Source organism: Klebsiella sp. 141162 (genome assembly GCF_050600755.1).
GTDB classification, from domain to species: Bacteria; Pseudomonadota; Gammaproteobacteria; order Enterobacterales; family Enterobacteriaceae; genus Klebsiella; species Klebsiella aerogenes.
Genome location: NZ_JAQIRI010000002.1, coordinates 62,396 through 88,432 on the forward strand (window position 1 = coordinate 62,396; position 26,037 = coordinate 88,432).

The window sequence follows — 26,037 nt, forward strand, 5'->3', positions numbered from 1 at the left end:
TTGTCAACAAGGATAACCATCATGCCTAATCGCAACTTGATAAAACCGCTGGCTGCGCTACTGCTCGCCGCCCTGCTCCCCCACCCGGCTTTCGCCATCGATCCGCCGCCGCGGGAAGCGTCGCGCTTTGCGATGAAAACCAATTACCTGCAGGAAGCCAACGAAGGGGTTTATGAGCTGGCGTTCGACAACGGCGACAACCTGCTATTCGCCGCGGCCACCGACCGGGTTAACCGCGCGGCCAATAAAGGTTATCTTTACGCCTTTAATCCGGCCACCCTGCAGGTTATCCAGCGCTATGATATGCCCTGGCGCGCCTTCTCGCTGGCGATGAACCAGCCGGCGCGCGTGCTTTACGTCGGCCATACCCAGGCGGCTTCGCTGCGTATCAGCCAGTTCGACGCCGCCAGCGGTAAAATCACCCGCACCAGTCCGCGCCTGAGCTTCACCACCGACGGCGCCCCCGATGCGCGCTTCGAGCATCTGCGGCATATGGTATACAGCCGCGCCGCTAACCTGTTATTCGTCAGCTACAGCCATATGTTGAAAACCAGGGACGGAATGCGTCCGCTACATAAATTACTGATGCTCGACGGCACGACGTTACAGCTAAAAGGGGAAGTCAAAGGCGCCTATCGTGGCACCGCCTACGGCCTGACGCTGGATGAAAAGACGCAGAAGATCTACGTTGGCGGCCGCGACTATATCAACGAGATCGATGCCAGAACCCAGCAGGTTGTCCGCACTATCCCGCTTAACGCGCCGCAGTTGGCCAGCGCGCAAAACCTGATCGTCGATTCCGACTCAGGGCGTATTTTCGTCGTCGCCTTCGATCACGACGATCGCAGCGGCCCTCACGACGGCCTGTATATTTTCGATCTGAAAGACGGCAAATCGCGGGGTTACGTGCGTACCGGAGTGGGCGCCAACGCGGTACGCTACAATCCGAAATACAACGAGCTGTACGTCAGCAATTTCACCAGCGGCACCATCAGCGTCGTGGATGGCAAAACCTGGCGGGTAACCCATGAATTCCGCACCCCGGTTTATCCGAATCAAATGGTGCTGTCGCCGGACATGGATACCCTGTACGTCGGCATTAAAGAAGGGTTCAATCGCGAGTGGGATCCTGAGGTATTTGTCGAAGGGGCGAAGGAGCGCATTCTGCGCATTGATTTGCGTAAATCGTAATCCGCTAACCACCTGCCCGGCAGGTGGTTATCAGCCTTCGTTGGCCAGCTTCGCGCGCAGGCGCTTAATCGCCTGGCTGTGTAGCTGGCTAACGCGGGATTCCCCCACCTCCAGCACCGCGCCGATCTCTTTAAGGTTGAGCTCTTCCTGGTAGTAGAGGGTGAGGACCATTTTTTCGCGTTCCGGCAAGGCTTCAATCGCCTCAATGACCCGCTGGCGCAGGCTGCCTTCCAGCAGATGATGCAACGGATTGGCCTCTTCGTGCCCTTCCAGTAGTCGTTCGGCATTCTCGCCCTGCTCTTCCCGCCATTCGTCATAGGAGAACAGCTGGCTGTTATTGGTATCCAGCAGGATTTGTCGGTACTCGGCAAGGGTGATACCCAGCGTCTGCGCGAGTTCGCTTTCCGTGGCCGGGCGGCCCAGATGCTGCTCCAGCTTCTGCATCGCCTGAGCGACTTCGCGGGCGTTACGCCGCACGCTGCGCGGCACCCAATCGCGGCTACGCAGTTCATCGAGCATTGCGCCGCGGATACGTTGCACCGCATAGGTGGTAAAGGCCGTGCCCTGTAGCGAGTCATAACGCTCGATGGCGTTCAACAACCCGATTCCCCCGGCCTGCAGCAGATCGTCAAGCTCGACGCTGGCGGGCAGCCTGACCTGCAGGCGTAACGCCTCGTGCCGCACTAACGGAACGTAGCGCAGCCAGAGGGAATTTTTGTCCATCACACCTTCGGCGGTATACAAATCGCTCACTATTTCTGAAACCTGCGGATAAGAGAGTCAGCGCTATTATGCGCAGGGGCAAAAATGCCAATCGCCGGAAAAACCGCATAAAAGCGTCTCTATTTACGACATGCTTTGCCGTTGCGCCGTTTTGTACCGGGTGGCTACGGGCAAAAAACAAAAACCCCGCCGAAGCGGGGTTGCGATGCGACAGTAATCAGACGTGCGATTAACGCAGCAGAGACAGGACGTTCTGAGTCGACTGGTTAGCCTGCGCCAGCACGGAGGTACCCGCCTGCTGCAGGATGTTCGCGCGGCTCATGTTGGACACTTCGGTCGCGTAGTCAGCATCCTGAATACGGGACTGGGAAGCGGACAGGTTGTTAACGGTGCTGTTCAGGTTGTTGATTACAGAATCGAAACGGTTCTGTACCGCACCCAGGGAGGAGCGCAGTTGGTCAACCTGGGACAGGGCTTTGTCGAGGGTAGCCAGCGGATCGGCAGTTTTCGGCGTGGTGCTCATTTCAGCGCCTTTGGTCACTTTACCGGTGCTGTCAGCGGTCGCTTTGAAGTATTTCGCATCCGCGCCAGTACCTTCCTGGATGATGTAGGATTTACCACCATCGTAGGATTTCAGGCCAGTGGTGTCGCCGGTTGCAGTTACTTCTTCGCCAACGGTGGTCACTGTTTTCGCTCCGGTCAAGCCAGTGACGGCGCCAGAATCCGTGGAGCTAAAGCCAGTTACTTTACCTGTAGTTTTATCGATGGTGGCTTCATACGTTTCGGTGCCTGCAGCATTAGTACCATAGATCTTACCGTTATCAGCCTGTACAAAATGGTCCGGGTCGGCTGGAGTTGCACCAATTTGCTTACTGTTGGCATCGATAGCCAACGACTTACCGGTAGCAACAGTTGTGGTATCACCATCAATTTTACTGGTATCAATACCGTCAGCCACGCTGAATTTTTCCAGACCCAGGGTCTTCGCGTTGATATCTTTCAGATCGATATCGATGGTTTCGCCGTCGTTGGCGCCGACCTGGATGGTCAGCTTCTGGTTGCCGCTCAGGACTTTAACGCCGTTGAAATCGGTCTGTTCGGAGATACGGTTGATTTCAGACAGACGCTGGGAGATTTCATCCTGGATGGACTGCAGGTCGCTTGCGGAGTTAGAACCGTTCTGCGACTGTACGGTCAGACGGCGGATGTTCTGCAGGTTATCGTTGACTTCGTTCAGCGCGCCTTCGGTGGTCTGCGCCAGGGAGATACCGTCGTTAGCGTTACGGGAAGCCTGAGTCAGGCCTTTGATGTTAGCGGTGAAACGGTTGGAGATCGCCTGACCCGCGGCATCGTCCTTGGCGCTGTTGATGCGCAGACCGGAAGACAGACGCTCAATCGCCGTGCCCAGGGAAGACTGGGATTTGTTCAGGTTGTTTTGCGCCATCAGCGACAGGCTGTTGGTATTAATTACTTGTGCCATTATATGCATTCCTTACGAGTCAGTTGCGTTCAGTGCAACGTGGTTAAAAGGTTCGGGCTTGCTTGCCCACGGCGTCAACCACCGTCCCTTCTGGTATCGACGTATCCTTTGCAACCTTTAGCCATTTTTTGAAAAATTTTTGCCCCTCCGCCAATGGCGAAAATAACGCGCTTTTTCCCTCTTCTATTACGCCATCGCCTTTTTCACTTTTTCGGTAAACTTTTTCTCCACTGGGCCGATAACGCAATAAGCGAATAACGTCATTAGTAAGGAGAAACACCAATGGCATCGATCAGTTCCTTAGGCATCGGCTCAGGACTCGACCTCAACGGTTTACTGGACAAACTCAGCAAGGCGGAACAACAGCGCCTGACGCCGTATACCACTCAGCAAACCAGCTATAACGCGCAGCTAACGGCTTACGGCACGTTAAAAAGCTCGCTGGAAAAATTCGATAACCTGAGCAAGGAGCTGGCTAAGCCGGAGTTTTTCAACAGCACTACCGCCACCAAGCACGACCAGTTCACCATCACCACCACCAATAAGGCGGTGCCGGGCAACTATAGCGTTGAAGTGCAGAAGCTGGCGCAGCCGCAAACCCTGACCACCCAGGCGACAATTACCGACCAACAAGAGAAACTAGGAACCGCCGGCAATAGCAATCGCTCCATTACGATCACCGCCGGTAATCCGCCGAAAGAGACCACGATTCCGCTGAGCGACGACCAGACCTCGCTGCTGGAGATGCGCGATGCCATCAATGGCGCTAAAGCCGGCGTCACCGCCAGCATCATGCGCGTCGGCGACAATGACTATCAGCTGGCGCTGAGCTCCTCCACCACCGGCGAGAAAAACACCGTTTCGGTGCAGGTGAATAACGACGATAAACTCGGCGCCATCCTCAACTACGACAGCAGCAGCAAAAGCGGCGCGATGAAGCAGACCGTCGCCGGGCAGGATGCGGAGATCGTCGTCAACGGCACCAAAATTAAGCGCAGCACCAACTCGATTGCCGATGCGCTGCAGGGCGTCACCATCGACCTGAAAACCACCACCAAAGCCGGCGAACCGCAAAACCTGGTGATCGGCATTGATAAAAGCGGCACCGCCGACAAAATCAAAGAGTGGGTCGATAACTACAATTCGCTGCTCGACACCTTCGGCTCGCTGACCAAATATACCCCGGTGAAAAGCGGTGAAGCGCAAAGCGCCAAGAACGGCGCGCTGCTCGGCGATAACACCCTGCGCGGCATTCAGTCCTCGATTAAAAGCGCGCTCAGCGCCGCTCAGGACAACCCGGAGCTGAAAGGCCTTGGTAACCTCGGGATCTCTACCAATCCCAAAACCGGCAAGCTTGAAGTCGACAGCACGAAGCTCAATAAAGCGCTCGACGAGAAACCGGATCAGGTCGCCAACTTCTTCGCCGGCAACGGTAAAGACACCGGGATGGCCACCGAAATCCATAATGAAATCCAGAACTATATTAAAGCGGGCGGCATCATCGAGAACTCGACCAAAAGCATCAACACCAATCTCGATCGCCTGAATATCCAGATCGACACCGTTTCCGACAGCATCCAGAACACTATCGATCGCTATAAACAACAGTTTGTTCAGTTGGATACCATGATGTCCAAGCTGAGCAGCACGGGTAACTACTTACAACAGCAGTTCTCGTCCCAGTAACCCTTAATCAGGTAATGAAACAGCATGTATAACCGTAGCGGCACGCAAGCCTACGCACAGGTCAGTCTGGAAAGCAGCGCGATGAGCGCCAGTCCGCACCAGTTAATCGTAATGTTGTTCGACGGGGCGCTTAACGCCCTGCTTCGCGCACGCATCCTGATGAATCAGGGGGACATCGCCGGTAAAGGCCTGGCGCTGTCGAAGGCAATCAACATCATCGACAACGGGTTGAAAAGCGGCCTCGACCACCAGCAAGGCGGCGAAATCGCCGATAATCTGGCGGCGCTGTACGATTATATGAAGCGACGCCTGATGCAGGCCAACCTGCATAATGACGAAGCGGCGATCGTCGAAGTGGTCAAGCTGCTGGAGAATATCGCCGATGCCTGGCGGCAAATTGGGCCAAACTATCAACCTGCTCAGGGTACATTGTGATGGAACGCCAACAGCAGCTTTTAGCCGCCTATCAGCAGATCCATACCCTGAGCAGTCAGATGATTGCCCTGGCGCGCGCCGGGCAATGGGAAGCGCTGGTGGAAATGCAGTTTGCCTACGTGACGGCGGTCGAGAAAACCGCCGAATTTACCGGCAAAGCGGGGCCATCGCTGGCTCTGCAAGAGATGCTCAACGCTAAGTTGAAGCAGATTATCGACAATGAGGGAGTACTGAAAGGGCTATTGCAACAGCGGATGGAACAATTAAAAACGCTGATCGATCAATCCACCCGCCAGAACGCGGTCAACAACGCTTACGGCCAGTTCGACGATCGCTCGCTCCTGCTTGGCGAACTGCAGTCCGATAATGTGGTCGCCATCAAGAGCAAAAGCGAAGAATTACAATAACAACAACAGCGTCACAGCCTGATATCCGGTCAGGAAGCGCATGATGGGTCTCACCAGGGCAATGCAGAGTGTTGCCTGGTAAGCCATCGGCGGATTTTACAGGAGTGAATAAGCAATAATATATAATCAATTATTTCATTTACGCTTCATACATTCATCAATTAAATATTCCAAACATCGCGCCAGCTAAAATAAGCCACTCACGGGCTTAGGGAAATATGCCTGTAAAATAGACTATGTTATCTTGACCGGATTAATATGATATTACTCACGGGATAAAACATGGATGTATTCTTCGGGAAATGAGTGCCCCTGCGTTGGCTCTTTAAGGTGTTTCATCAACAGTAAAAGGAATACAAACAGGCAATGCCATATATGAAATTGATAATAAGTAATCACTCGATTTTCAAGTAGATAAGATATGCTTTAAAAGCCATCGGGAAAGGTGTTAATTTCCAAACAGCAATCAGGATAAAAATAATGATTAGCGGATAAGTAAAATCATTACTTTCGAAGTTAAAAATCCACGAAACGACTATGGCAAAGGCAATACAAACAATAATAACGCCGCCCCAAAAACGTTTTCGTAAACTGTCGATCAAAGTAGCATAGGTTTCATTGTTACTTTCTTGTCGCGTCAGGATTTCGCGCAGGCGGGCAATCTCTTTATCGGTGAAGCCATGTTCACGAAGATCATCTTCTGTTAGCTGCTTTCCCACGCCAGGTTCCTCCATGCTGGTTATATATTTCTCCAACGTTTCCGACTGAAGATACCCGTTATATCGCTCAGCCAAAACGGTAAAAGGGATACAGATAGGTAACACGATGTATGAAGTTAAAGATAAATAACTATCTTATTTTTAGATACAATTTGTATGCTTTGAGCGCCATTGGAAACGGAGTTAGTTTGTAAACTACCGAGAAACCGAATAATAAAATGAAAAAATAGGCAAAATGATTAATTGAATCATAATTATAACACCAATGAATGAGCACTATAAAAACAATAAAAAAACCTAAGACTCCAGCCCAAAGTCTTTTGCGAAGTTCATCGATTAAATCAAAATAGCTTTTGTTTTGGCTTTCTTGTCGCGCCAGGATTTCACGCAGGCGCGCAATCTCTTTTTCGGTGAAGCCATGTTCACGAAGATCATCTTCTGTTAGCTGCTTTCCCACGCCCGGCTCCTCCATGCTGGTTATATATTTTTCCAATATTTCCGACTGAAGATACCCATTGCGTTGCTCAGCCAAATGCTCAGATGTAATGCCACTGCCGGGGTTACCACAGTCCGTGGAATATTGCCCCTGAAGTTGCCAGGGGTCAAGCGCGCGCGTTCATACCCTACAACGGTTTCACGCCTGAGCCGCCAGAATGCTGTCAGTTTAAAGGAGATGCGTTACGCTACCGCCCCGCCTTCATCCTCCCAACGGCAGACCATATGGTACAGTTCCCGCTCGTCGTATTCATCGTGGAATATATTCACAACAACCTCCAGATGATTGTTAGACACGATCTAAGTTTAGTTGTTGGTAAGGAGGGGGCATATCAAGAAGAGTAAAAGCGGCGGTTATTCGCTATCCTGTCGCCAGGTTTCATGAAACATCGCTATCGCAACAAAAGCTAAAACGACAAAAAATACAACGGTCTGAAGCCACAGCATAACGCCTCCGCGGAGCAAAATTTGCGCAGATTATTTGCTACAGAGCCGAAAAACGATAGTGAATTGCCATCCAAATTTAAATTTTCGCCTTACCCCGCTCACACAACAATGCCTGTCTTCTGGCTGACAAGCCGATACTAAATAACAGTCTAAGCTGTTCGGACTACGCCAACGCGTAGGCCACCATCGTTGCTATCGCTCCCCAAAAGACCAACAAACCGAGAAAAATCCCTATCCATACCTTACGCCGCAATTGATGGTCTACTTTTTCGGACATCTGCTATTCCAAATTAGAATTATTTTGGCAAGACCATACAGTTTGTAGTGGTTGTAGTCAGATCGTTTGTATCGATCGATGAGCGGCTATTGATCTGTATCCCCTATCGATTGTAGTGATATTTCAGACTCATTCATTCACCGGTTGATGGGTTAAAATCAATGCAGAGGCGCGCAATTTTTTGCCGTTGTCGCTGTAAATAGACAAAACCGCCAGCGTTAAGCATAGCGGTTACTAGCCTCAGGCTCATGTCGTCTTTAAGAAGGTTATGTTTGGTAGATATTGACTATTGAGAGTCGGTTTATCCACTTGTACGTCTATATATTGAACAAGCCTCTATTAAGAGGCCCGAGCGATAACGCCAGATTGATATCACGGCTTGAAATCAAAGAGAATTGAATCAGGTAGCCCTGAGGGCTTCTCAGGGAACGTGCCGGCGGAGACAGTATCATTAACCGCCTCTACTGAACGTTGACACAAGAAACTGTCAACAGAGACAACCTCGACTCGTTTAACATTTCCCCCAGGAGTCTGAGTGACTTTTAGCGTACAACCATGCTCTTGATATCCCACAAACCCAAAATAATTTTTGCGGACGGCATCCTGCACACTTTGAGTGTACTTATTCACAGCCGTCGGATTGACGGATTTGCTTTTGGTTGCGCATCCCACCAGCAGCACCATCATAGGTAGAGCAAAAACCTTATTCATTTACATCCCATATGTTTCTTGAATAGTGTTTGGCACCGCAGGTAATAACCCCTCAAGCTTCGTTACCAGGCCTGAGAATCAATCTTGTTTTGTACGTAGCGGAATTCCAGTAATTCTTTGGTGATTATCGCTACGCCAGTGGCAATACACTGTTCCTGCGTAATCTTCCCTTCCCTAAACTCCGCCATCAGTGATTTCAATTCAGGTGATTCCCTGGACAAAATATCAAGGTTTTTAAGTACTGCCTTATAGCTCTCTTCCCTACATTCCTCGGGGACGGGAGGGGACATAGAATCTTTAATTTTCTTCAATATGCTCATAATTACTCCTTTCAGAGTAATCCTACCAGCAAGGTAATGTGTATTGAACTACCCATTATTGAAGTCACTCTATGGAAACGCCTGATAGAAATACTAAATGCCTTAGCCCCATGCACCACGCATTAGGCTCAAACTAAAAAAATATAAATATCACATAGAGTTACCACACCTAAACCGGCATATTCATAATGTCCTGATAGGCCGCCACCAGCTTATTGCGCACCTGCACGCCCATCTGCAACGAAACTGAAGATTTCTGTAAATCGACCATCACATCATTCAGGCTGATACCCGGCACGCCCAGCTCGAAGTTTTGCGCCTGTTGACGCGCGGCCTGCTGGGTATCGCTGATTTTACCCAGCGCGGCGGTCAATTCACTGGCAAAACTGACTCCCTGCGGTACGCTATTCTGCCCGTTATTTCCCGCCTGAATCGCCATCGCCTGCATCTGTTGCAGTACGCCTTCAATACCCTGAATCGCCATCTTTTCCTCAATACTGTCGTGATCGCCAGGCGCTATTTCACCCTGTACTTCTCCAATGCTGCACACCCTAACACAGCGATTTTTGCTTAAAGCGGTTAATTAGCCGCAAAAAACCCGGCTTATCGGGCAATCAGAATCATCTGATAAGACGAATAATGGCCTGCCCAGAAATGGGAGCGCCGCTATTGAGAAAAGATGTGTATCAGGGAGTCTGTTTTGTCACATAACGCTATCCATACCGTTCGTCAGCACGCCAGCGCGCGTCGCCGCCTGAACGCCAGCGAAGGATACCGCCAACCATGAGTGCCTCGTTATCCGCCGGCGAAAGCCGCGACAACGGCCTGCAGGCCATCTGGAGCCGTCTGCGCGCCAATCCAAAAATACCGCTGCTGGTGGCCGCCTCCGCCGCTATCGCCATTATCGTCGCGCTGCTGCTGTGGGCGAAAAGCCCGGATTATCGCGTGCTGTACAGCAATCTGAACGATCGCGACGGCGGCGCTATCGTCACCCAACTGACGCAGATGAACATCCCCTACCGCTTCGCCGAGAATGGCGCGGCGCTGATGATCCCGGCGGAGAAAGTGCATGAAACCCGTCTGCGTCTGGCGCAGCAGGGGCTACCGAAGGGCGGCGCAGTTGGCTTCGAACTGCTGGATCAGGAAAAATTCGGCATCAGCCAGTTCAGCGAACAGATTAACTATCAGCGCGCTCTTGAAGGCGAACTCTCACGCACTATCGAATCGCTGGGGCCGGTGCAGAATGCGCGGGTGCACCTGGCGCTGCCGAAGCCCTCGCTGTTCGTCCGCGAGCAAAAGTCCCCTTCCGCTTCTGTCACCCTGACGCTGCAGCCGGGCCGTGCGCTGGATGATGGCCAAATCAACGCTATCGTCTATATGGTATCGAGTAGCGTCGCCGGCCTGCCGGCTGGCAACGTCACCGTGGTCGATCAGGCCGGACGCCTGCTGACGCAGTCTGACGGCACCGGGCGCGACCTCAACGCCTCGCAGTTGAAATATGCCAGCGAAGTGGAAAGCGGCTATCAGCGACGCATTGAAACGATCCTGGCGCCGGTGGTCGGCAGCGCCAACGTTCGTGCTCAGGTGACCGCACAGATCGATTTCGCCTCCCGCGAGCAGACCGACGAACAGTACCAGCCGAACCAGCAGCCCGATAAAGCGGCGATCCGTTCGCAGCAAACCAGCAGCAACGAGCAAATCGGCGGACCGCAGGTGGGCGGTGTTCCTGGGGCGTTATCCAACCAGCCGAGCGCGCCGGCCACCGCGCCGATTGAAACGGCTAAACCGGCGGCCAATAACGCCAACAACGCGACCAACACCCGTAGCGCCACGGCCAACAGCGGCCCGTTAAGCACCCGACGCGACGCCACCACCAACTACGAACTCGATCGCACCATCCGCCATACCCAACAAAAAGCCGGGACGGTGGAGCGTCTGTCGGTCGCCGTGGTGGTGAACTACAGCCTCAACACCGACGGCAAAGCGCAGCCGATGAGTAAAGAACAACTGGCGCAGATTGAAGCTCTGGTGCGCGAAGCGATGGGCTACTCCAGCAGCCGCGGCGATAGCCTACAGGTGGTCAATACGCCATTTACCGACAATCAGATGACCGGCGGCGAGCTGCCGTTCTGGCAGAGCCAGGCGTTTATCGATTTGCTGCTCGAACTGGGACGTTATCTGCTGGTGCTGCTGGTCGGCTGGGTATTGTGGCGCAAGCTAATTAAGCCACAGCTGCAGCAGCGTCAGGCCGCACAGCAAGCCGCGGTCGCCGCCGCCAGCGCGCCGGTCGCTAAGGCGAACGACAGCCATAAACCAAGCAATGAGGAGCTGGCGCTGCGCCGTAAATCGCAGCAGCGCGTCAGCGCAGAAGTCCAGAGCCAGCGCATCCGCGAACTGGCGGATAAAGATCCGCGGGTCGTCGCTCTGGTAATCCGCCAATGGATGAGTAACGAACTATGAGCCTGACCGGAACCGATAAAAGCGCCATTTTACTGATGACGCTGGGCGAAGACCGCGCGGCGGAGGTGCTCAAGCACCTCTCCTCCCGCGAAGTCCAGCTTTTGAGCGGCACCATGGCCGGCATGAGCCAGGTCTCGCATAAACAGCTCGGCGAGATCCTGTCTGAATTTGAAGACGATGCCGAACAGTTCGCCGCCCTGAGCGTCAACGCCAGCGACTATTTGCGTTCGGTGCTGGTGAAAGCGCTGGGCGAAGAGCGTGCCGCCAGCCTGCTGGAGGATATTCTCGAATCCCGCGAAACCACCTCCGGGATGGAAACGCTCAACTTTATGGAGCCGCAGAGCGCCGCCGACCTGATCCGCGATGAACACCCGCAGATCATCGCCACCATCCTGGTCCATCTCAAGCGCGGCCAGGCGGCGGATATTCTGGCGCAGTTCGATGAGCGCCTGCGCAACGACGTAATGCTGCGTATCGCCACCTTCGGCGGCGTGCAGCCGGCGGCGCTGGCGGAGTTGACCGAAGTACTCAACAACCTGCTCGACGGCCAGAACCTCAAGCGCAGCAAAATGGGCGGAGTGCGTACCGCCGCCGAGATTATCAACCTGATGAAAACCCAGCAGGAAGAAGCCGTTATCGACGCGATGCGCGAATACGATGGCGAGCTGGCGCAGAAGATCATCGACGAGATGTTCCTGTTCGAAAACCTGGTGGAGGTCGACGATCGCAGTATCCAGCGCCTGCTGCAGGACGTGGACAGCGAATCGCTGCTGATTGCTCTGAAGGGCGCCGAGCAGCCGCTGCGCGAGAAGTTCCTCAAAAACATGTCCCAGCGCGCGGCCGATATTCTGCGCGACGATCTCGCCAACCGTGGGCCGGTGCGCATGTCGCAGGTGGAAAACGAACAGAAAGCGATTCTGCTGATAGTCAGACGGCTGGCGGAGAGCGGCGAAATGATTATTGGCGGCGGCGAGGACACCTATGTCTGATCGCATTAATTCCATGCCCTGGCAGCCCTGGTCACTCAACGACCTCGGCGACGCGGCGCCAGCTTTTGAACCGCCGCTACCGACGTTGGATAACGAAGCCTTGCAGCCTGACGCTCAGGCGGAACTGCAGCAGCAGCTTGCCGCCCTGCGCCTGCAGGCCGAGCAGCAAGGTCAGCAATCCGGTTATGCCGATGGCCAGCAAAAAGGCTATGAAGCCGGATTTCAGCAGGGACTTGAGGAGGGCCGCCAGCAGGGGCTGCTGGAAGCACAGCAGCAGCAACAGCCGCTGACCGACCACTGGCAGCAGCTGGTGAGCGAGTTTCAGCACACCCTTGATGCGCTCGATTCGGTCATCGCCTCACGCCTGATGCAGCTGGCGCTAACCGCCGCGAAACAGGTGCTTGGCCAGCCGCCGGTCTGCGACGGCACTGCCCTGCTGACGCAAATTCAACAGTTGATCCAGCAAGAACCGATGTTCAACGGCAAGCCGCAGCTGCGCGTACACCCGCAAGATTATGAGCGCGTTGAGCAGCAGTTAGGCACCACCCTCAGCCTGCACGGCTGGCGGTTGCTGGCGGATGGCGATCTGCATCCCGGCGGCTGTAAGGTCAGCGCCGAGGAGGGCGATCTCGACGCCAGTCTCGCCACCCGCTGGCACGAATTGTGTCGCCTCGCCGCGCCGGGAGATCTGTGATGACCGCCCGTCTCGGCCGCTGGCTGAATTCGCTTGAAGCGCTGGAGCAGCGTATCGCCCGAACGCCGACCGTACGACGCTATGGTCGTCTGACCCGCGCCACCGGTCTGGTGCTGGAGGCCACCGGCCTGCAGCTGCCGCTCGGCGCAACCTGCCTTATCGAGCGCGACGGCGGGGGCGGCGTGCAGGAAGTGGAAAGCGAAGTGGTCGGCTTTAACGATCAGCGGCTGTATCTGATGCCGCTGGAAGAGGTCGAAGGGATCGTGCCAGGGGCGAGAGTTTACGCCCGCAGCGCGGCGGACGGCCAGCACGCCGGTAAACAACTGCCGGTGGGCCCGGCGCTGCTGGGACGCGTGCTCGACGGCGGCGCCAGACCGCTTGACGGCCTGCCCGCGCCGGAAACCGGCTATCGCGCGCCGCTGATTACCGCGCCGTTTAACCCGCTGCAGCGTACCCCTATCGAGCAGGTGCTGGACGTCGGCGTGCGCACCATTAACGGCCTGCTGACCGTTGGGCGCGGCCAACGTATGGGACTGTTCGCCGGCTCCGGCGTCGGTAAAAGCGTGCTGCTGGGCATGATGGCGCGCTACACCCAGGCCGACGTTATCGTCGTCGGCCTGATCGGCGAACGCGGCCGGGAAGTCAAAGACTTTATCGAGAATATTCTCGGCGCCGAAGGCCGCGCGCGTTCAGTGGTGATCGCCGCCCCGGCGGACGTATCGCCGCTGCTGCGCATGCAGGGCGCCGCTTACGCCACCCGCATCGCCGAAGATTTTCGCGATCGCGGCCAGCACGTGCTGCTGATCATGGATTCGCTCACCCGCTATGCGATGGCGCAGCGAGAAATCGCGCTGGCGATCGGCGAACCGCCTGCAACCAAAGGCTATCCGCCATCGGTATTCGCCAAACTGCCGGCGCTGGTTGAACGCGCGGGCAACGGTATCAGCGGCGGCGGTTCGATCACCGCCTTCTATACCGTACTCACCGAAGGGGACGATCAGCAGGATCCGATCGCCGATTCGGCGCGCGCGATCCTCGATGGTCACGTGGTGCTGTCCCGACGTCTGGCGGAGGCCGGTCACTACCCGGCCATCGATATTGAAGCCTCGATCAGCCGCGCGATGACGTCACTTATCGATGACGAACATTATCGCCGGGTACGCACCTTTAAACAGATGCTGGCCAGCTTCCAGCGCAACCGCGATTTAATAAGCGTCGGCGCCTATGCCGCCGGTAGCGACCCGCTGCTGGATAAAGCCATTACCCTGTATCCGCAAATGGAGACCTATCTGCAGCAGGGAATTTTCGAGCGCTGCGGTTATGACGAAGCCTGTCTGCAGCTACAGCAGCTGATTGTTTAACGCCATCGGAGACGCCACGCGATGAAAGCACAGTCCCCTTTGATTACCCTGCGCAATCTGGCCCAGGAGGCCGTCGAACAGGCGGCGCAGCGTTTGGGCCAGGCGCGCCAGGCGCAACAGGCCGCCGAGCAACAGCTGACGATGTTGCTTAACTATCAGGACGAGTACCGGCAAAAGCTCAACAGCACCCTTTCTGGCGGCATGGAAAGCTCGCGCTGGCAGAACTACCAGCAGTTCATTGCCACCCTCGAACAGGCTATCGAACAACAGCGCCAGCAGCTTCTGCAGTGGGGGCAAAAGGTGGATCACGCCGTGAAGCAGTGGCAGGACCATCAGCAGCGGCTGAACGCCTACGATACCCTGCACACGCGCGCGCAAAACGCCGAGCTGCAGTTGGAAAACAAACGCAATCAAAAATTGATGGATGAGTTCGCGCAACGCAGTACACAAAGGAATACCGCTTCATGAATCTCAATGCTTTGCCCGCCCTTAGCCTACCCGGCGACGCCAGCGCCATGCCGGATCTGGCGCTCGATGACGCTCAGCTGTCATCTGCCTTTGCGCAACTGCTTGGCGCGCGCTTCACGCCCGCGCAAAGCGGCACGCTGCCGCCGGCGGCGCTGAGCGCCGACGATGAAAGCGCCCCGCCGCTAAGCCGTAACCAGCTTAACCAGCTGCTGGCCGCGCTTGGCGAACGCGGCGCGCTGCTGGTCAATGCGCTACCGGCATCGGCGGAAAACGCCGTCGACGCAACAGCGAAAAAAGAGGATACGCGCCCGGATACGCCGCCGCTCAGCGAGGCGAAAACCTTAGATCCGGCGACGCTGCAGGCACTGTACGCCATGCTGCCGGCGGCAATCGTCGCCCCGCCGCCGCAGACCGCGCTACCGCAGGCTCAACCAGCTGCGACCAGCGGCGATAAAACCGCGCTCCACATCGGCAACGCGGCGACTCAGCATGTCGCGAACCTGCCGGAAGGCGAACCGGCGGCGAAGCCGCAGCCGGGCACGGATCCCCTTAGCGGGCAAAATCTGCCTTCTCCTGTTGTGCAGACCGCGACCACGCCGCAGCACGATATGGCCGAACGTCCGGCGGAGAATACCCCATCGCAACCTGCCGCCGTCGCTTTCTCCGCCGCCAGCCCCAGCCAGAGCGCCACGCCCGCCAGTGCGCTGGTAACCGCGCCGCCGACGCCGCAGCTTAATGCCCAGCTCGGCAGCCCGGAATGGCAGCAGGCGCTGAGCCAGCAGGTGCTGATGTTCCACCGCAACGGCCAGCAGAGCGCCGAACTGCGCCTGCATCCGCAGGAGCTGGGTGCGCTGCAGATCACCCTGCAGCTCGACGATAAACAGGCGCAGCTGCACATCGCTTCCGCACACGGTCAGGTACGCGCGGCGGTCGAGGCGGCTATGCCGCAGCTACGTCACGCGCTGGCTGAGAGCGGAATCAACCTCGGTCAGAGCAGCGTTGGCGGCGAGGCGACGCCGCAGTGGCAGCAGCAAAACGGTAACGATGAAGGCCGCGCCAGCTACGCTGAACGCCATGGCGGCGGCAGCGATGCCGTGCCGATTGAGCCAGTCAGCGCCCCGGCAGCCCTGCAGCGAATGGTCAGCCAGGTCAACGGCGTCGATATTTTCGCCTGAGGGGCGCTAAACGGCCAATCTGGCCCCCATTTGCCCGTTTATTCCGGCTATTGCCTCGCGCGTTAGCCGCGATAATACCTTTATATGTCATACGTGCGGCGCCGCCGCGCGTGATGCCCGTCAGCAACGCGGCGGGCGGAACAACAGGAATTTGATTTGGCTATGTCTCAAAACTCCCTTCCGGCAACCGCGCCCAAACGCCCCTTATTGATCATCCTGCTGACGATCGTGGCCGTGGCCGCCTGTGCGGCCGCAGGTTACAGCTGGTGGCTGCTGCAACAGCGCGACGGCGGCGCGCAAACCGCCATCGAAAAGGAAAAACCGCCCGCGCCGCCGGTATTTATGCCGCTCGATACCTTTACCGTCAATCTGGTGACCCCGGACAACGATCCGGACCGCGTACTGTATATCGGCCTGACGCTGCGCCTGCCGGATGAAGCAACCCGCCGCCAGCTTAATGATTTCCTGCCGGAGGTGCGTAGCCGTCTGCTGATGCTGCTTTCGCGTCAGGAGGCCGGTCACCTGGCGAATGAGCAGGGCAAGCAGCAGCTGGTCGCGCAGATCAAAGAGACGCTGAGCGCGCCGCTGGTTAAGGGACAACCGAAGCAGGTGGTCAGCGATGTGCTGTTCACCGCCTTCATACTGCGGTAATCACCATGGGCGATAGCATTCTTTCACAGGCAGAGATCGACGCCTTGCTCAACGGTGACAACACGGGCGATGAGCCCGAGACGGTTGTCGGCGGTAAAGAGAGCGAGGTTAAGCCATACGATCCGAATACCCAGCGCCGCGTGGTGCGTGAACGCCTGCAGGCGCTGGAAATTATCAACGAGCGTTTTGCCCGGCAGTTCCGCATGGGATTGTTCAACCTGCTGCGCCGCAGCCCGGACATCACCGTCGGGCCGATTAAAATTCAGCCGTACCACGAGTTTGCCCGCAATCTGCCGGTGCCGACCAACCTTAATCTGGTACACCTGAACCCGCTGCGCGGCACCGCGCTGTTCGTCTTCGCCCCGAGCCTGGTATTTATCGCCGTCGATAACCTGTTCGGCGGCGACGGGCGTTTCCCGACCAAGGTCGAAGGCCGCGAGTTCACGCCCACCGAGCAGCGGGTCATCAAACGTATGCTGCGCCTGGCGCTGGACGCCTACGGCGACGCGTGGAGCGCAATCTATAAGATTGACGTCGAATACGTGCGTGCGGAAATGCAGGTCAAATTCACCAACATCACCACCTCGCCGAACGATATCGTGGTGACCACGCCGTTCCAGGTGGAGATTGGCGCGCTAAGCGGTGAATTTAATATCTGTATTCCTTTCGCCATGATTGAACCGCTGCGTGAACTGCTGACCAATCCGCCGCTGGAGAATTCCCGCCAGGAAGATAGCCAGTGGCGCGAAACGTTGGTCAAGCAGGTGCAGCACTCCGAGCTTGAGCTGATTGCCAACTTCGTCGATATCCCGATGCGCTTGTCGAAAATTCTTAAGCTGCAGCCTGGCGACGTTTTACCGATAGATAAACCGGATCGCATTATCGCCCATGTCGACGGCGTGCCGGTGCTGACCAGCCAATATGGCACCTTAAACGGGCAGTACGCCCTTCGTGTTGAACACTTGATAAACCCTATTTTGAATGCTCTGAGTGAGGAACAGCCCAATGAGTGATCCTAAGCAACCGTCTGGCGCAGGAAAGGAATCCGTAGACGATCTGTGGGCTGATGCGCTTAATGAACAACAGTCGTCTGAGAAATCCAGCGCCACCACCGATGGGGTGTTCAAATCGCTGGAGGCCCAGGATGCGCTCGGCAGCCTGCAGGATATCGATCTGATCCTCGATATTCCGGTGAAGCTGACCGTTGAACTGGGGCGCACCAAAATGACGATTAAAGAGCTGCTGCGCCTGTCGCAGGGATCGGTTGTCGCGCTGGATGGCCTGGCGGGCGAACCGCTGGATATCCTGATCAACGGCTATCTGATAGCCCAGGGCGAAGTGGTGGTGGTGGCCGATAAATTCGGCGTGCGCATTACCGATATCATTACTCCGTCCGAACGTATGCGTCGGTTGAGCCGCTAATGACCGCCCCCGTTATCGTGCAGACCAGCCAACCGGCTACCGAACCGGCAATATCCGGCGGCTCGGCGCTCATGCAGGTAAGCAGCGCGCTCGGCGCGATTCTGCTCCTGATCCTGCTGGCCGGTTGGTTGTTCCGCCGCCTCGGCTTTGCGCCGCAGGCGCGCAACGGTCGGTTGCTTAACCTGCGCGCCAGCTGCCAGGTTGGCCAGCGCGAGCGCGTGGTGGTGGTGGAAGTCGATAATACCCTGCTGGTGCTGGGCGTCACCGCCCAGCAGATCACCCCGCTTCATCAGTACCCGGCGCCACCGCGCGATGAAGATACTCCGGCGGTCACGCCTGCGAACGACTTCCGCCAGCTGATGCGCAACGTCCTCAACCGCCCGGAAAAATAGCCATGTTCCCTACTCTGTTCGCTTGTCTCCGCCGTCGGGCGCCGTGGCTCGCCGCCGCGTTACTGCTGCTGAGTCCTGCCGCCTTCGCCCAGCTTCCGGGGCTTATCAGTCAGCCGCTGGCCAACGGCGGCCAGAGCTGGTCGCTGCCGGTGCAGACGCTGGTGCTGTTGACCTCGCTGACCTTCCTGCCGGCGATGCTGCTGATGATGACCAGTTTTACCCGCATTATCATCGTACTGGGTCTGCTGCGTAACGCGCTGGGCACGCCTTCCGCGCCGCCGAACCAGGTGATGCTCGGGCTGGCGCTGTTCCTGACCTTCTTTATCATGTCGCCGGTGTTCGACAAGGTCTATCAGGAGGCGTACCTGCCCTTTAGTCAGGACAAGATCGGCCTTGATGCGGCGCTGGATAAAGGCGCGCAGCCGCTGCGCGAATTTATGCTGCGCCAGACCCGCGAAAGCGACCTGGCGCTGTACGCTCGTCTGGCCAACCAGCCGCCGCTGGCCGGGCCGGAGGCGGTACCGATGCGTATTCTGCTGCCCGCCTACGTCACCAGCGAACTGAAAACCGCTTTCCAGATTGGTTTTACGGTGTTTATTCCGTTCCTGATTATCGATCTAGTGGTCGCCAGCGTGCTGATGGCGCTAGGGATGATGATGGTGCCGCCGGCGACGATCTCGCTGCCGTTTAAGCTAATGCTGTTTGTGCTGGTGGATGGCTGGCAGCTGCTGCTCGGCTCGCTGGCGCAGAGCTTCTATTCCTGAACCGCCGGAGAACAATCATGACGCCAGAATCCGTGATGGCCATTGGCACCGAAGCGATGAAGGTCGCCCTGGCGCTGGCCGCCCCGCTGCTGCTGGCGGCGCTAATCAGCGGGCTGGTGGTCAGCCTGCTGCAGGCCGCCACCCAGATTAACGAGATGACCCTGTCGTTCATCCCCAAAATTCTCGCGGTCGTGGCGACGATTATTATCGCCGGGCCGTGGATGCTGAACCTGCTGCTGGACTATATGCGCACGTTATTCAGCAACCTGCCTAATATTATCGGCTAGCCGTGATCCCCTTTGACAGCGCCCAGCTTAGCGAATGGCTCAGCCAGTATTTCTGGCCGCTGCTGCGTATTCTGGCTCTCATCAGCACCGCGCCGGTACTGAGTGAAAAGCAGATCAGCAAAAAGGTGAAAATCGGCCTCGGCGGCCTGATTGCGATACTGATCGCCCCAACGCTGCCCGCCAACGCGATCCCCATTATCTCTGCTGCCGGTTTATGGCTGGCGATTCAGCAGATCCTGATCGGCGCGGCGCTGGGGCTGACGATGCAGCTGGCTTTCGCCGCGGTACGCCTCGCCGGCGAAGTCATCGGCATGCAGATGGGGCTATCGTTCGCCACCTTCTTCGACCCCAGCGGCGGCCCCAATATGCCGGTGCTGGCACGGCTGCTGAACCTGCTGGCAATGCTGCTGTTTTTAAGCTTTGACGGCCACCTGTGGCTTATCTCGCTGCTGGCCGACAGCTTCCATACCCTGCCGATCCAGAGCCAGCCGCTAAACGGCAACGGTTTCCTGGCGCTCGCCCAACTGGGTTCGTTAATCTTTATCAACGGCATGATGCTGGCGTTACCGCTGATTTGTCTGTTGCTCACGCTCAATATCGCTTTGGGTCTGCTCAACCGCATGACGCCGCAGCTGTCGGTATTCGTGATCGGTTTCCCGGTGACCATGACCTTTGGCATTATGACCCTCGGCATGATGATGCCGATGCTGGCCCCCTTCTGCGAACACCTGTTTGGCGAGATGTTCGATCGCCTGGCGGCCGTTATCGGCGGTATGACGTTTTAACCCTGCCGTTATTTCCCTCTTTTTCGCCGGACAAAATGGCAATAAAAAACGTTTACTGGGATAAAAGCCTGGAAAAACGTTTTTATTGCTACTAAGGTCCGAATGTTCATAGCGGCTTGAATTAAAAAATAGCCACCCTACAATAAAACCTGAATTTGATTGTTAGTGAATTTTATTTTTTAGAAAAATTAAAACCTCGGGAAACGCAGAATATTTTTATGCGTGGGTTTAGTGCATCTTTAATAAAATAAGGAGCGACATCATGATTAAGGCGAAAGGTAACCGTATAGCGCGGCGTGTATTAGGCCTGCCCCACTGGGAAAGTAACCGATTTAAAATCGTGCTGGCCGACACTGCCGCTGGCGGAAAATGGAAAGTGGTGAAGAAAAAGAAATAATCCTGACTGGCAATTGTTCTTTGCGCAACATAATTCCAAATTGCACAGTATCGTAGCCCCGGTAAGCGCTCGCGCCGCCGGGGATTTTGAGGCCACCAACACCGGCAGTTTCAGTTCGCAATGGTACGAGTCGTAGACCGTAGGCCGGATTAGGCGCAGCCGCCATCCGGCGCGAAAGTAGCTCTTTACCCGCGGTTATTGCCCGGCGGCGCTACGCTTGCGCGGGCCTACAGATCACATGCCGTGGTAGATACTGTTATCGGTTTGCAACTTTTTTAATGGTTTTTCCCGGACGCGGCGCGTTGCGCCTTCTCCGGGCTACCAAATCGCAAAGCGCAGTAGCCACCCACCGGGGGATTTTGATGCCACTAACACCGGCAGTTTCAGTTCGCAATGGTACGTTCCGTAGGTCGGGTAAGGCGTTAGCCGCCACCCGACAAAAATATTCCTGTCGGTTTCCATTCTACATTTGACCATAGAAGATATAGATATTGCCTGGTTCGGAAAAACAAAAGAATTAATAAAACAGTCAAGGAGAAATAACTCCTCTTTACTCTATGATTACTTTCTTTAAACGAATACGCTCACACAGCATGACGCAGCGCCCGTATTCCCTTTCCAGTCTGACGGCGCAGCAACGCCCGCAGCGTCGACACTTCCGAATAACCCACGTCAGCGGTAATCGTCTCAATATCTTTCCCCTCGGCAAGCAGCTGCTTTACTCGTTCGACCCGCAATTGCTGAAAAAAAGCCAACGGTGATTTCCCCAGCGCGGCCTCCATTCTGCGCTGTAAGGTGCGTGGATGCACGTTAAGCGCGCCGGCAGCCGCCTGCAGGGAAAATCCCTGCGCCAGATGCGATCGCGACCAGTGCGCAAAGCGGTTGATCAGATCATCGGCATGCTGAGGATAACCTGCCGGCAGGCGTGAAACCTGAGGATGGCGGATATCAGCCGCCATCGCTTTTGCCAGCAAATCGGCAAGCGGCGGGCTGCTCTGGCGAATCAGCCACAGCGCCAGCTCCACATGGCCCATCATTGCGCCGGGAAGGATCGGCGCAGCCGCATTGAGCCATGACGCAGCGGCGGTCTGCTCATTGAGCAAACGGCTATCCGCCAGGATGAAGGTATTTAAACAGGCGGCGGCAATTTTAACGCCGTGCTTCGCCATGTTTTGCAAAAACCGCTTAGCGTCAGCAATATCGAGCCAGCCATCCGGTGGCGATTGTCGTGCGTGAACGTTGATCGCCGGCACCACAATCCAGTCGGGATAATCCAAACCCGATGCCTGATGAGCAGGAATACTCAACCCATGGGCTGATTTAACCTGCCCGGTCACGGCAATCATCTGCACCTCAAAGCGAGAAATATTCATGCTCTGACGTCGCGCCATATCATTGGCCGCGGCGAACGTATCCAGCAACGTCGCTAAGCCGGTGTCGAAAACGCCATCCAGAGTCAGAATATTTATCTTCATGTCGTTAATGGTATTGAAATTGTCATTTTTGCATATGGTTCTATTTTAACCTTAGCCATAGACTTTCCTCTATCGTTATTAATTACCAGAGTCAATTGCCATGAAAAATAATCCTGAACTGATTATCCTTGCGTTAATTTGTCTGCTAACGGTTATGATGTGGATCCCCTATATTATTGCCAGAGCCACGCGCATTAACGTCGCGCCCGCGGCGGGAAACGGCCATTCGCCATCAACCGGGCTGGCGCCCTGGGCGCAGCGTGCGCAAAAGGCGCATGCCAACGCGGTAGAAAACCTCGTTATTTTTGCCCCACTGGTTGTGGTCGCCGCGTTGCTTAACGTCAATAACGCCATAACGTTAATTGCGGCTAAAGTTTATTTGCTCGCGCGCATTGTCCATTATATTGCGCATACCGCCGGGATCCCCGTTATCCGAACGCTCGCCTTTCAGACCGGTTTTGTCGCGACGGTTACCATAGCGATAGTTATTTTAAGTTCGGTTTTTTGAGGTTAAAAACTCCCGGCATTCTCTGCCAACGCCAGGCTTTGTAGCGCCGTCTTAAGCCATTTGGTTGCTCCTCGCTGCCCGCCGCGTTTATGGGAATAGATCTTCACGGTGAACGGGCTTATGGCGAACGGCAAAGGAAAAATCGCGATCGGGGCGGCATGAAGGAACTTCTCTGCGGCATAACGAGGAATCGCCATTAACAGATCGCTTTGCGCCACAATAAACGGCGCGCTGAGCATCGAAGGGGTTTTGAGCGCTATCTGCCGCGTATAGCCTAATTCCTGCAGGCGTAAATCCAACACTCCCTGCTTTTCATTCCACGGCGTGACCACCAGATGCCGCGCGGCGAGATAATCCGCCAACGTCAGCGCCGTGCGACGGGTATGGCTGATCACCACATACTCATCCTCAAACCAGTCAATTTCCTCGAGTTCATGATGACGGATATCTTCAGCGGTGCTGAAGCCCAGCGCCAGATCCACCTCTCCCGCCAGCAGCTCCGTCAGCGCCGGGCTATGCGGCAAATAACGGAGCTCAAAACGCAGTCCCGGCGCTTCATGCTGCAGCTTTTGCATCAGCGCAGGGAAAATGCATAACGCGGTGAAATCGGTAATGGCTATCTGGATCCGCTCGGTGCTGTCGGCGGCACTAAACTCTGGCTGTCGCGTGAGTTCCTGATTAAGTAATTTCAATACTGAAGCGATGGAGGGCGCGAGCTGAGTGGCATAGACGCTCGGGCACATCCGATGCCCTTCGCGAAAAAATAACGGATCGTTCAGCGCCACGCGCAGCCGCGACAGCGCGTGGCTCAACGCGGAGGTACTCATCGCCAGCTCATCGGCGGCAAGACGAACGGAACAGTGGCGATAGATAGCATCAAAAACGAGCAGCAGATTGAGATCGAGGCGTCTGAGCGCCGGATGCATAATATTCATCATTGGGTGATTTCATTGCACTTAATTCTTCTGACAATACCCCCTATGCTTAGCGTCATCAATATCGTTAACATGTGAAAACGACAGGAAAAATTATGAGTATTACGATTAGACAGGCCCGTGCGGATGACGCTTCCGCCATCTACAACATGATTTATGAACTGGCGGTGTACGAAAAAGCCCCGCAGGAAGTGGTCACCACCCCCGAAGAGATCCGCGAAACCCTGTTTGGCGACGACAGTAAAACCGAAGCGCTGATCTGCGAAATTGACGGTAAAACGGCGGGCTATGCCGTGTTCTTCACCAGCTATTCAACCTGGCTCGGACGCAACGGTATTTATATGGAAGATTTGTATATCTCGCCGGACTATCGCGGCCAGGGCGCGGGTCGAGCGCTGCTAAAAACCATTGCCCGGTATGCGGTTGCGCGCCGCTGCGGACGCCTTGAGTGGAGCGTGCTGGACTGGAACCAGCCGGCCATTGATTTTTACCTCAGTATTGGCGCCGCGGCGCAAAGCGAATGGGTCCGCTATCGCCTCGATGGCGAAGCGCTGGTTAATTTTGCGGAGCAATAACATTGCTCACAGCATCACTCAGCTTGCTCTTTGCAAAAAGCACAGCAGCCCCGAAAGAGCGGAGCTGCTGAAAGACAAGTTAGTACGCTGTTTCAGTCTGCGATGAATCCTGCACTACCTGTAGAATATTGGCCGCGGCGGCGGTACCCATTTTGACGTAAGAGGCGTCGCTTACGCCGCCAACGTGCGGAGATAGAATGACATTTTCGACCCGCTCCCAGATGTGCGGCGTGGTGAGTGGTTCGCTGTTAAAGCTATCGAGCGCCGCCCAGCGCAACGCCCCTCCTTTTAGTGCCGCTGCCAGCGCTGCATCGTCGATTAATCCGCCCCGCGCGGTATTGACCAGGATGGCGCCGGGTTTACACTGTGCTAGGGTAACGGCATTTATCATTCCCCGATTTTGCTGCGTTAAGGGACAATGAAGGGAGACAACATCAGCCTGCGTGAGAAGGTCTTTGAGTACATCAACACGTTCGCATCCGGGAGGAACCGTGGCGGCATACGGATCGTAAGCCAGCACCTTCATACCGAAGGCGCCGGCAATTTTCGCCACGCGGCTGCCAATCGCGCCCAGACCAATCAGCCCCAGCGTTTTGCCCTCCAGTTCGAGCGATCTATGCGTCGATTTATCCCAGTGCCCTTCGCGCAGGCGGCGGTCAAGCGGAATGATTGACTTGGCGCAGGCCAGAATTAATGCCCAGGCGTGTTCTGAAACCGCCGCGGCGTTAGCGCCTGTCGCCGCGCGAACCATAATGCCGCGCGCCGCCGCCGCTTCGACGTCAATGACATCAATGCCGCTGCCATGCTTGGAAATGACCTTCAACGCCGGAGCGGCATCCATCACAGATGCCGTAATCTTGCCATAGCGCACTAATATGGCGACCGGATTATGCTGCTGACATAATGCTATCAATTGGTTTTCTGTTGGTTGGCGGCCAGCAAATACGAGTTCATAATCTTCCAGCATGCCGAACGCGGCTTCAGCCAAATCGCTGCCGGTTACCAGTACGACTTTTTTATCGCTCATGGCAATGCCTCCCCTTCGCTCAGCATACCCGCCTGACGCAACGCGTTCTCCAGCCAGTGCGGGCGAAGATCGCCGTCGTGGATGGCCGACAGACGTTTGACTTCCCCTTCCAGTTTACCTTTCGCCAACTCAATGATGGCGCGTACTTCATCGCGGGGGATAACCACCACGCCGTCAATATCCCCTACCACCAGGTCACCCGCCTGCACCGCGGCGCCCGCGACCGAGATAGCATGATTGACCCGGCCGGGAATGAACTTGGTGGGACCACACGGATTAAGACCGGCAGCGAAAACAGGAAAGTTTTGTTTACTTAAGGTTTCAGCATCGCGAACTGCGCCGTCAATGATGATACCTGCGATGCCGCTGGCCTGCGCCTGCGTGGCCATGATCTCACCGAGTAAAGCGCAGGAGAGATCGCCTTTGCCGTCTATCACCAGCACATCGCCAGGTTTAGCGACGGCCATCGCAGCGTGAATCGCCAGGTTATCTCCCGGGCGGACCTCTACGGTAATCGCCGGGCCGGCCACAGCCATATGTGGCGCCAGTGGCTTGATACGGCCATGTAATGTGCCGCGGCGTCCGGCCACGTCAGCGAGAATCGCCGCCTGATATTCAGCGGCCTGACGGACCTCCTCCGCGCTAACGCGCTCAATATCCACATTTATTAATTTCTGTTGTGATGCAGGCATGGTTAGTCTCCATTTGTTTTACTATGTACAACACAGATGTACTATATAAAACAACTATACGAGCATTGCTTCTCTTTTCGCCAGCGCTG

The 26,037-nt window shown here is 55.9% G+C and carries 33 protein-coding genes; 20 read left to right on the plus strand and 13 right to left on the minus strand.

Annotated features, from left to right (window positions below; genetic code table 11):
- Positions 1 to 21: 21 nt before the first annotated feature.
- Positions 22 to 1,191, plus strand: a complete 1,170-nt coding sequence (locus PGR23_RS07840) for a YncE family protein (RefSeq protein ID WP_047043636.1) — start codon at positions 22 to 24, stop codon at positions 1,189 to 1,191.
- Between the two features lie 30 nt (positions 1,192 to 1,221).
- Here PGR23_RS07840 and PGR23_RS07845 read toward each other — a convergent pair whose 3' ends face one another.
- The 3 genes from PGR23_RS07845 to PGR23_RS07855 all read right to left on the minus strand — a co-directional run bounded on the left by PGR23_RS07845 (position 1,222) and on the right by PGR23_RS07855 (position 3,683).
- On the minus strand, positions 1,222 to 1,944 hold the full coding sequence (locus tag PGR23_RS07845; protein ID WP_015704963.1) for an RNA polymerase sigma factor FliA: 723 nt from the start codon (positions 1,942 to 1,944) through the stop codon (positions 1,222 to 1,224).
- Positions 1,945 to 2,143: 199 nt separating this feature from the next.
- The gene (locus PGR23_RS07850; protein ID WP_047043638.1) at positions 2,144 to 3,394 is read right to left on the minus strand and encodes a flagellin FliC; all 1,251 of its coding nucleotides are present in this window, start codon (positions 3,392 to 3,394) and stop codon (positions 2,144 to 2,146) included.
- Positions 3,395 to 3,437: 43 nt separating this feature from the next.
- Positions 3,438 to 3,683: a hypothetical protein gene (locus PGR23_RS07855; protein WP_020079192.1), complete on the minus strand. Its 246-nt coding sequence runs from the start codon at positions 3,681 to 3,683 to the stop codon at positions 3,438 to 3,440.
- Here PGR23_RS07855 and fliD point away from each other — a divergent pair.
- From fliD to fliT, 3 genes are read left to right on the plus strand one after another with little or no spacing between them, the layout of a single operon-like run.
- A complete protein-coding gene (fliD, locus tag PGR23_RS07860; protein WP_047043640.1) occupies positions 3,677 to 5,080 on the plus strand; it encodes a flagellar filament capping protein FliD in 1,404 nt (467 codons plus the stop codon). The genes PGR23_RS07855 and fliD overlap by 7 nt on opposite strands.
- Before the next feature lie 24 nt (positions 5,081 to 5,104).
- Positions 5,105 to 5,515 (plus strand): flagellar export chaperone FliS, encoded by a 411-nt coding sequence (fliS, locus tag PGR23_RS07865; RefSeq protein WP_015704959.1) that lies wholly within the window; start codon positions 5,105 to 5,107, stop codon positions 5,513 to 5,515.
- A complete protein-coding gene (fliT, locus tag PGR23_RS07870) occupies positions 5,515 to 5,922 on the plus strand; it encodes a flagella biosynthesis regulatory protein FliT (RefSeq protein WP_045397410.1) in 408 nt (135 codons plus the stop codon). Before fliS ends, fliT begins: the two co-directional genes overlap by 1 nt.
- Before the next feature lie 395 nt (positions 5,923 to 6,317).
- Here the strand turns inward: fliT and PGR23_RS07875 are convergent, their stop codons facing one another.
- The 6 genes from PGR23_RS07875 to fliE all read right to left on the minus strand — a co-directional run bounded on the left by PGR23_RS07875 (position 6,318) and on the right by fliE (position 9,375).
- A complete protein-coding gene (locus PGR23_RS07875; RefSeq protein WP_223683770.1) occupies positions 6,318 to 6,641 on the minus strand; it encodes a hypothetical protein in 324 nt (107 codons plus the stop codon).
- A 130-nt stretch (positions 6,642 to 6,771) separates the two neighbouring features.
- Entirely contained in the window at positions 6,772 to 7,098 is a 327-nt protein-coding gene (locus PGR23_RS07880; RefSeq protein WP_045397403.1) for a hypothetical protein, read from the minus strand.
- Positions 7,099 to 7,746: 648 nt separating this feature from the next.
- Positions 7,747 to 7,860 (minus strand): YmiA family putative membrane protein, encoded by a 114-nt coding sequence (locus PGR23_RS07885; RefSeq protein WP_072048039.1) that lies wholly within the window; start codon positions 7,858 to 7,860, stop codon positions 7,747 to 7,749.
- A 372-nt stretch (positions 7,861 to 8,232) separates the two neighbouring features.
- The gene (locus PGR23_RS07890) at positions 8,233 to 8,571 is read right to left on the minus strand and encodes a cell envelope integrity protein TolA (RefSeq protein ID WP_047043643.1); all 339 of its coding nucleotides are present in this window, start codon (positions 8,569 to 8,571) and stop codon (positions 8,233 to 8,235) included.
- Positions 8,572 to 8,633: 62 nt separating this feature from the next.
- On the minus strand, positions 8,634 to 8,891 hold the full coding sequence (locus tag PGR23_RS07895; protein WP_047077826.1) for a hypothetical protein: 258 nt from the start codon (positions 8,889 to 8,891) through the stop codon (positions 8,634 to 8,636).
- A gap of 169 nt (positions 8,892 to 9,060) precedes the next feature.
- Positions 9,061 to 9,375, minus strand: a complete 315-nt coding sequence (fliE, locus tag PGR23_RS07900; RefSeq protein WP_015367290.1) for a flagellar hook-basal body complex protein FliE — start codon at positions 9,373 to 9,375, stop codon at positions 9,061 to 9,063.
- A gap of 299 nt (positions 9,376 to 9,674) precedes the next feature.
- Between fliE and fliF the strand changes: the two genes are divergently transcribed.
- The 14 genes from fliF to sra all read left to right on the plus strand — a co-directional run bounded on the left by fliF (position 9,675) and on the right by sra (position 20,736).
- Positions 9,675 to 11,351, plus strand: a complete 1,677-nt coding sequence (gene fliF / locus PGR23_RS07905) for a flagellar basal-body MS-ring/collar protein FliF (RefSeq protein WP_047043646.1) — start codon at positions 9,675 to 9,677, stop codon at positions 11,349 to 11,351.
- Complete coding sequence (gene fliG, locus PGR23_RS07910; protein WP_015367292.1) at positions 11,348 to 12,340, plus strand: flagellar motor switch protein FliG; 993 nt, start codon at positions 11,348 to 11,350, stop codon at positions 12,338 to 12,340. The genes fliF and fliG overlap by 4 nt, the downstream gene beginning before the upstream one ends.
- The gene (gene fliH, locus PGR23_RS07915) at positions 12,333 to 13,034 is read left to right on the plus strand and encodes a flagellar assembly protein FliH (protein ID WP_015704954.1); all 702 of its coding nucleotides are present in this window, start codon (positions 12,333 to 12,335) and stop codon (positions 13,032 to 13,034) included. Before fliG ends, fliH begins: the two co-directional genes overlap by 8 nt.
- On the plus strand, positions 13,034 to 14,395 hold the full coding sequence (gene fliI / locus PGR23_RS07920) for a flagellar protein export ATPase FliI (RefSeq protein WP_047043648.1): 1,362 nt from the start codon (positions 13,034 to 13,036) through the stop codon (positions 14,393 to 14,395). Before fliH ends, fliI begins: the two co-directional genes overlap by 1 nt.
- A gap of 21 nt (positions 14,396 to 14,416) precedes the next feature.
- Positions 14,417 to 14,863 (plus strand): flagellar export protein FliJ, encoded by a 447-nt coding sequence (gene fliJ, locus PGR23_RS07925; RefSeq protein ID WP_015367295.1) that lies wholly within the window; start codon positions 14,417 to 14,419, stop codon positions 14,861 to 14,863.
- Positions 14,860 to 16,038, plus strand: a complete 1,179-nt coding sequence (locus PGR23_RS07930; protein WP_047043650.1) for a flagellar hook-length control protein FliK — start codon at positions 14,860 to 14,862, stop codon at positions 16,036 to 16,038. Before fliJ ends, PGR23_RS07930 begins: the two co-directional genes overlap by 4 nt.
- 162 nt (positions 16,039 to 16,200) lie before the next feature.
- Entirely contained in the window at positions 16,201 to 16,689 is a 489-nt protein-coding gene (gene fliL, locus PGR23_RS07935) for a flagellar basal body-associated protein FliL (RefSeq protein WP_015367297.1), read from the plus strand.
- 5 nt (positions 16,690 to 16,694) lie between these two features.
- Entirely contained in the window at positions 16,695 to 17,702 is a 1,008-nt protein-coding gene (gene fliM, locus PGR23_RS07940; protein ID WP_015367298.1) for a flagellar motor switch protein FliM, read from the plus strand.
- The gene (fliN, locus tag PGR23_RS07945; RefSeq protein WP_015367299.1) at positions 17,695 to 18,111 is read left to right on the plus strand and encodes a flagellar motor switch protein FliN; all 417 of its coding nucleotides are present in this window, start codon (positions 17,695 to 17,697) and stop codon (positions 18,109 to 18,111) included. The genes fliM and fliN overlap by 8 nt, the downstream gene beginning before the upstream one ends.
- Entirely contained in the window at positions 18,111 to 18,503 is a 393-nt protein-coding gene (gene fliO / locus PGR23_RS07950) for a flagellar biosynthetic protein FliO (RefSeq protein ID WP_047043652.1), read from the plus strand. The genes fliN and fliO overlap by 1 nt, the downstream gene beginning before the upstream one ends.
- Positions 18,504 to 18,505: 2 nt before the next feature.
- Positions 18,506 to 19,267: a flagellar type III secretion system pore protein FliP gene (gene fliP / locus PGR23_RS07955; RefSeq protein WP_045397378.1), complete on the plus strand. Its 762-nt coding sequence runs from the start codon at positions 18,506 to 18,508 to the stop codon at positions 19,265 to 19,267.
- Between the two features lie 17 nt (positions 19,268 to 19,284).
- Positions 19,285 to 19,554, plus strand: a complete 270-nt coding sequence (fliQ, locus tag PGR23_RS07960) for a flagellar biosynthesis protein FliQ (protein ID WP_015367302.1) — start codon at positions 19,285 to 19,287, stop codon at positions 19,552 to 19,554.
- Positions 19,555 to 19,556: 2 nt separating this feature from the next.
- The gene (gene fliR / locus PGR23_RS07965) at positions 19,557 to 20,339 is read left to right on the plus strand and encodes a flagellar biosynthetic protein FliR (protein WP_047043654.1); all 783 of its coding nucleotides are present in this window, start codon (positions 19,557 to 19,559) and stop codon (positions 20,337 to 20,339) included.
- A 262-nt stretch (positions 20,340 to 20,601) separates the two neighbouring features.
- Positions 20,602 to 20,736 carry a stationary-phase-induced ribosome-associated protein gene (gene sra, locus PGR23_RS07970; RefSeq protein WP_072251507.1) on the plus strand — a complete coding sequence of 45 codons (135 nt, stop codon included), beginning with the start codon at positions 20,602 to 20,604 and terminating at the stop codon, positions 20,734 to 20,736.
- A gap of 584 nt (positions 20,737 to 21,320) precedes the next feature.
- Here sra and PGR23_RS07975 read toward each other — a convergent pair.
- Positions 21,321 to 22,211 (minus strand): helix-turn-helix domain-containing protein, encoded by an 891-nt coding sequence (locus tag PGR23_RS07975; RefSeq protein WP_047043657.1) that lies wholly within the window; start codon positions 22,209 to 22,211, stop codon positions 21,321 to 21,323.
- Positions 22,212 to 22,311: 100 nt separating this feature from the next.
- On the opposite strand from PGR23_RS07975, the gene PGR23_RS07980 reads away from it, so the two are divergent.
- Positions 22,312 to 22,719, plus strand: coding sequence for an MAPEG family protein (locus tag PGR23_RS07980; RefSeq protein ID WP_047043658.1), 408 nt, complete (start codon positions 22,312 to 22,314; stop codon positions 22,717 to 22,719).
- A gap of 2 nt (positions 22,720 to 22,721) precedes the next feature.
- Here PGR23_RS07980 and PGR23_RS07985 read toward each other — a convergent pair whose 3' ends face one another.
- Positions 22,722 to 23,657 (minus strand): LysR family transcriptional regulator, encoded by a 936-nt coding sequence (locus PGR23_RS07985; protein WP_047043660.1) that lies wholly within the window; start codon positions 23,655 to 23,657, stop codon positions 22,722 to 22,724.
- Between the two features lie 92 nt (positions 23,658 to 23,749).
- On the opposite strand from PGR23_RS07985, the gene PGR23_RS07990 reads away from it, so the two are divergent.
- A complete protein-coding gene (locus PGR23_RS07990; protein WP_045397879.1) occupies positions 23,750 to 24,229 on the plus strand; it encodes a GNAT family N-acetyltransferase in 480 nt (159 codons plus the stop codon).
- Between the two features lie 79 nt (positions 24,230 to 24,308).
- Here the strand turns inward: PGR23_RS07990 and PGR23_RS07995 are convergent, their stop codons facing one another.
- Both PGR23_RS07995 and PGR23_RS08000 read right to left on the minus strand, forming a co-directional pair.
- A complete protein-coding gene (locus tag PGR23_RS07995) occupies positions 24,309 to 25,256 on the minus strand; it encodes a hydroxyacid dehydrogenase (protein WP_047043663.1) in 948 nt (315 codons plus the stop codon).
- The gene (locus tag PGR23_RS08000; RefSeq protein WP_047043665.1) at positions 25,253 to 25,948 is read right to left on the minus strand and encodes a diguanylate cyclase; all 696 of its coding nucleotides are present in this window, start codon (positions 25,946 to 25,948) and stop codon (positions 25,253 to 25,255) included. Before PGR23_RS08000 ends, PGR23_RS07995 begins: the two co-directional genes overlap by 4 nt.
- Positions 25,949 to 26,037 lie beyond the last annotated feature (89 nt).

Bases quoted from the DNA above. Each gene is read 5' to 3' on its own strand.
- PGR23_RS07840 (WP_047043636.1), top strand. From the start codon at position 22: ATGCCTAATCGCAACTTGATAAAACCGCTGGCTGCGCTACTGCTCGCC.
- PGR23_RS07850 (WP_047043638.1), bottom strand. From the start codon at position 3,394: ATGGCACAAGTAATTAATACCAACAGCCTGTCGCTGATGGCGCAAAAC.
- fliD (WP_047043640.1), top strand. From the start codon at position 3,677: ATGGCATCGATCAGTTCCTTAGGCATCGGCTCAGGACTCGACCTCAAC.
- PGR23_RS07855 (WP_020079192.1), bottom strand. From the start codon at position 3,683: ATGCCATTGGTGTTTCTCCTTACTAATGACGTTATTCGCTTATTGCGT.
- fliS (WP_015704959.1), top strand. From the start codon at position 5,105: ATGTATAACCGTAGCGGCACGCAAGCCTACGCACAGGTCAGTCTGGAA.
- fliT (WP_045397410.1), top strand. From the start codon at position 5,515: ATGGAACGCCAACAGCAGCTTTTAGCCGCCTATCAGCAGATCCATACC.
- PGR23_RS07885 (WP_072048039.1), bottom strand. From the start codon at position 7,860: ATGTCCGAAAAAGTAGACCATCAATTGCGGCGTAAGGTATGGATAGGG.
- PGR23_RS07890 (WP_047043643.1), bottom strand. From the start codon at position 8,571: ATGAATAAGGTTTTTGCTCTACCTATGATGGTGCTGCTGGTGGGATGC.
- PGR23_RS07895 (WP_047077826.1), bottom strand. From the start codon at position 8,891: ATGAGCATATTGAAGAAAATTAAAGATTCTATGTCCCCTCCCGTCCCC.
- fliE (WP_015367290.1), bottom strand. From the start codon at position 9,375: ATGGCGATTCAGGGTATTGAAGGCGTACTGCAACAGATGCAGGCGATG.
- fliF (WP_047043646.1), top strand. From the start codon at position 9,675: ATGAGTGCCTCGTTATCCGCCGGCGAAAGCCGCGACAACGGCCTGCAG.
- fliG (WP_015367292.1), top strand. From the start codon at position 11,348: ATGAGCCTGACCGGAACCGATAAAAGCGCCATTTTACTGATGACGCTG.
- fliH (WP_015704954.1), top strand. From the start codon at position 12,333: ATGTCTGATCGCATTAATTCCATGCCCTGGCAGCCCTGGTCACTCAAC.
- fliI (WP_047043648.1), top strand. From the start codon at position 13,034: ATGACCGCCCGTCTCGGCCGCTGGCTGAATTCGCTTGAAGCGCTGGAG.
- fliJ (WP_015367295.1), top strand. From the start codon at position 14,417: ATGAAAGCACAGTCCCCTTTGATTACCCTGCGCAATCTGGCCCAGGAG.
- PGR23_RS07930 (WP_047043650.1), top strand. From the start codon at position 14,860: ATGAATCTCAATGCTTTGCCCGCCCTTAGCCTACCCGGCGACGCCAGC.
- fliL (WP_015367297.1), top strand. From the start codon at position 16,201: ATGTCTCAAAACTCCCTTCCGGCAACCGCGCCCAAACGCCCCTTATTG.
- fliM (WP_015367298.1), top strand. From the start codon at position 16,695: ATGGGCGATAGCATTCTTTCACAGGCAGAGATCGACGCCTTGCTCAAC.
- fliN (WP_015367299.1), top strand. From the start codon at position 17,695: ATGAGTGATCCTAAGCAACCGTCTGGCGCAGGAAAGGAATCCGTAGAC.
- fliO (WP_047043652.1), top strand. From the start codon at position 18,111: ATGACCGCCCCCGTTATCGTGCAGACCAGCCAACCGGCTACCGAACCG.
- fliP (WP_045397378.1), top strand. From the start codon at position 18,506: ATGTTCCCTACTCTGTTCGCTTGTCTCCGCCGTCGGGCGCCGTGGCTC.
- fliQ (WP_015367302.1), top strand. From the start codon at position 19,285: ATGACGCCAGAATCCGTGATGGCCATTGGCACCGAAGCGATGAAGGTC.
- sra (WP_072251507.1), top strand. From the start codon at position 20,602: ATGATTAAGGCGAAAGGTAACCGTATAGCGCGGCGTGTATTAGGCCTG.
- PGR23_RS07975 (WP_047043657.1), bottom strand. From the start codon at position 22,211: ATGAAGATAAATATTCTGACTCTGGATGGCGTTTTCGACACCGGCTTA.
- PGR23_RS07980 (WP_047043658.1), top strand. From the start codon at position 22,312: ATGAAAAATAATCCTGAACTGATTATCCTTGCGTTAATTTGTCTGCTA.
- PGR23_RS07985 (WP_047043660.1), bottom strand. From the start codon at position 23,657: ATGATGAATATTATGCATCCGGCGCTCAGACGCCTCGATCTCAATCTG.
- PGR23_RS07990 (WP_045397879.1), top strand. From the start codon at position 23,750: ATGAGTATTACGATTAGACAGGCCCGTGCGGATGACGCTTCCGCCATC.
- PGR23_RS07995 (WP_047043663.1), bottom strand. From the start codon at position 25,256: ATGAGCGATAAAAAAGTCGTACTGGTAACCGGCAGCGATTTGGCTGAA.
- PGR23_RS08000 (WP_047043665.1), bottom strand. From the start codon at position 25,948: ATGCCTGCATCACAACAGAAATTAATAAATGTGGATATTGAGCGCGTT.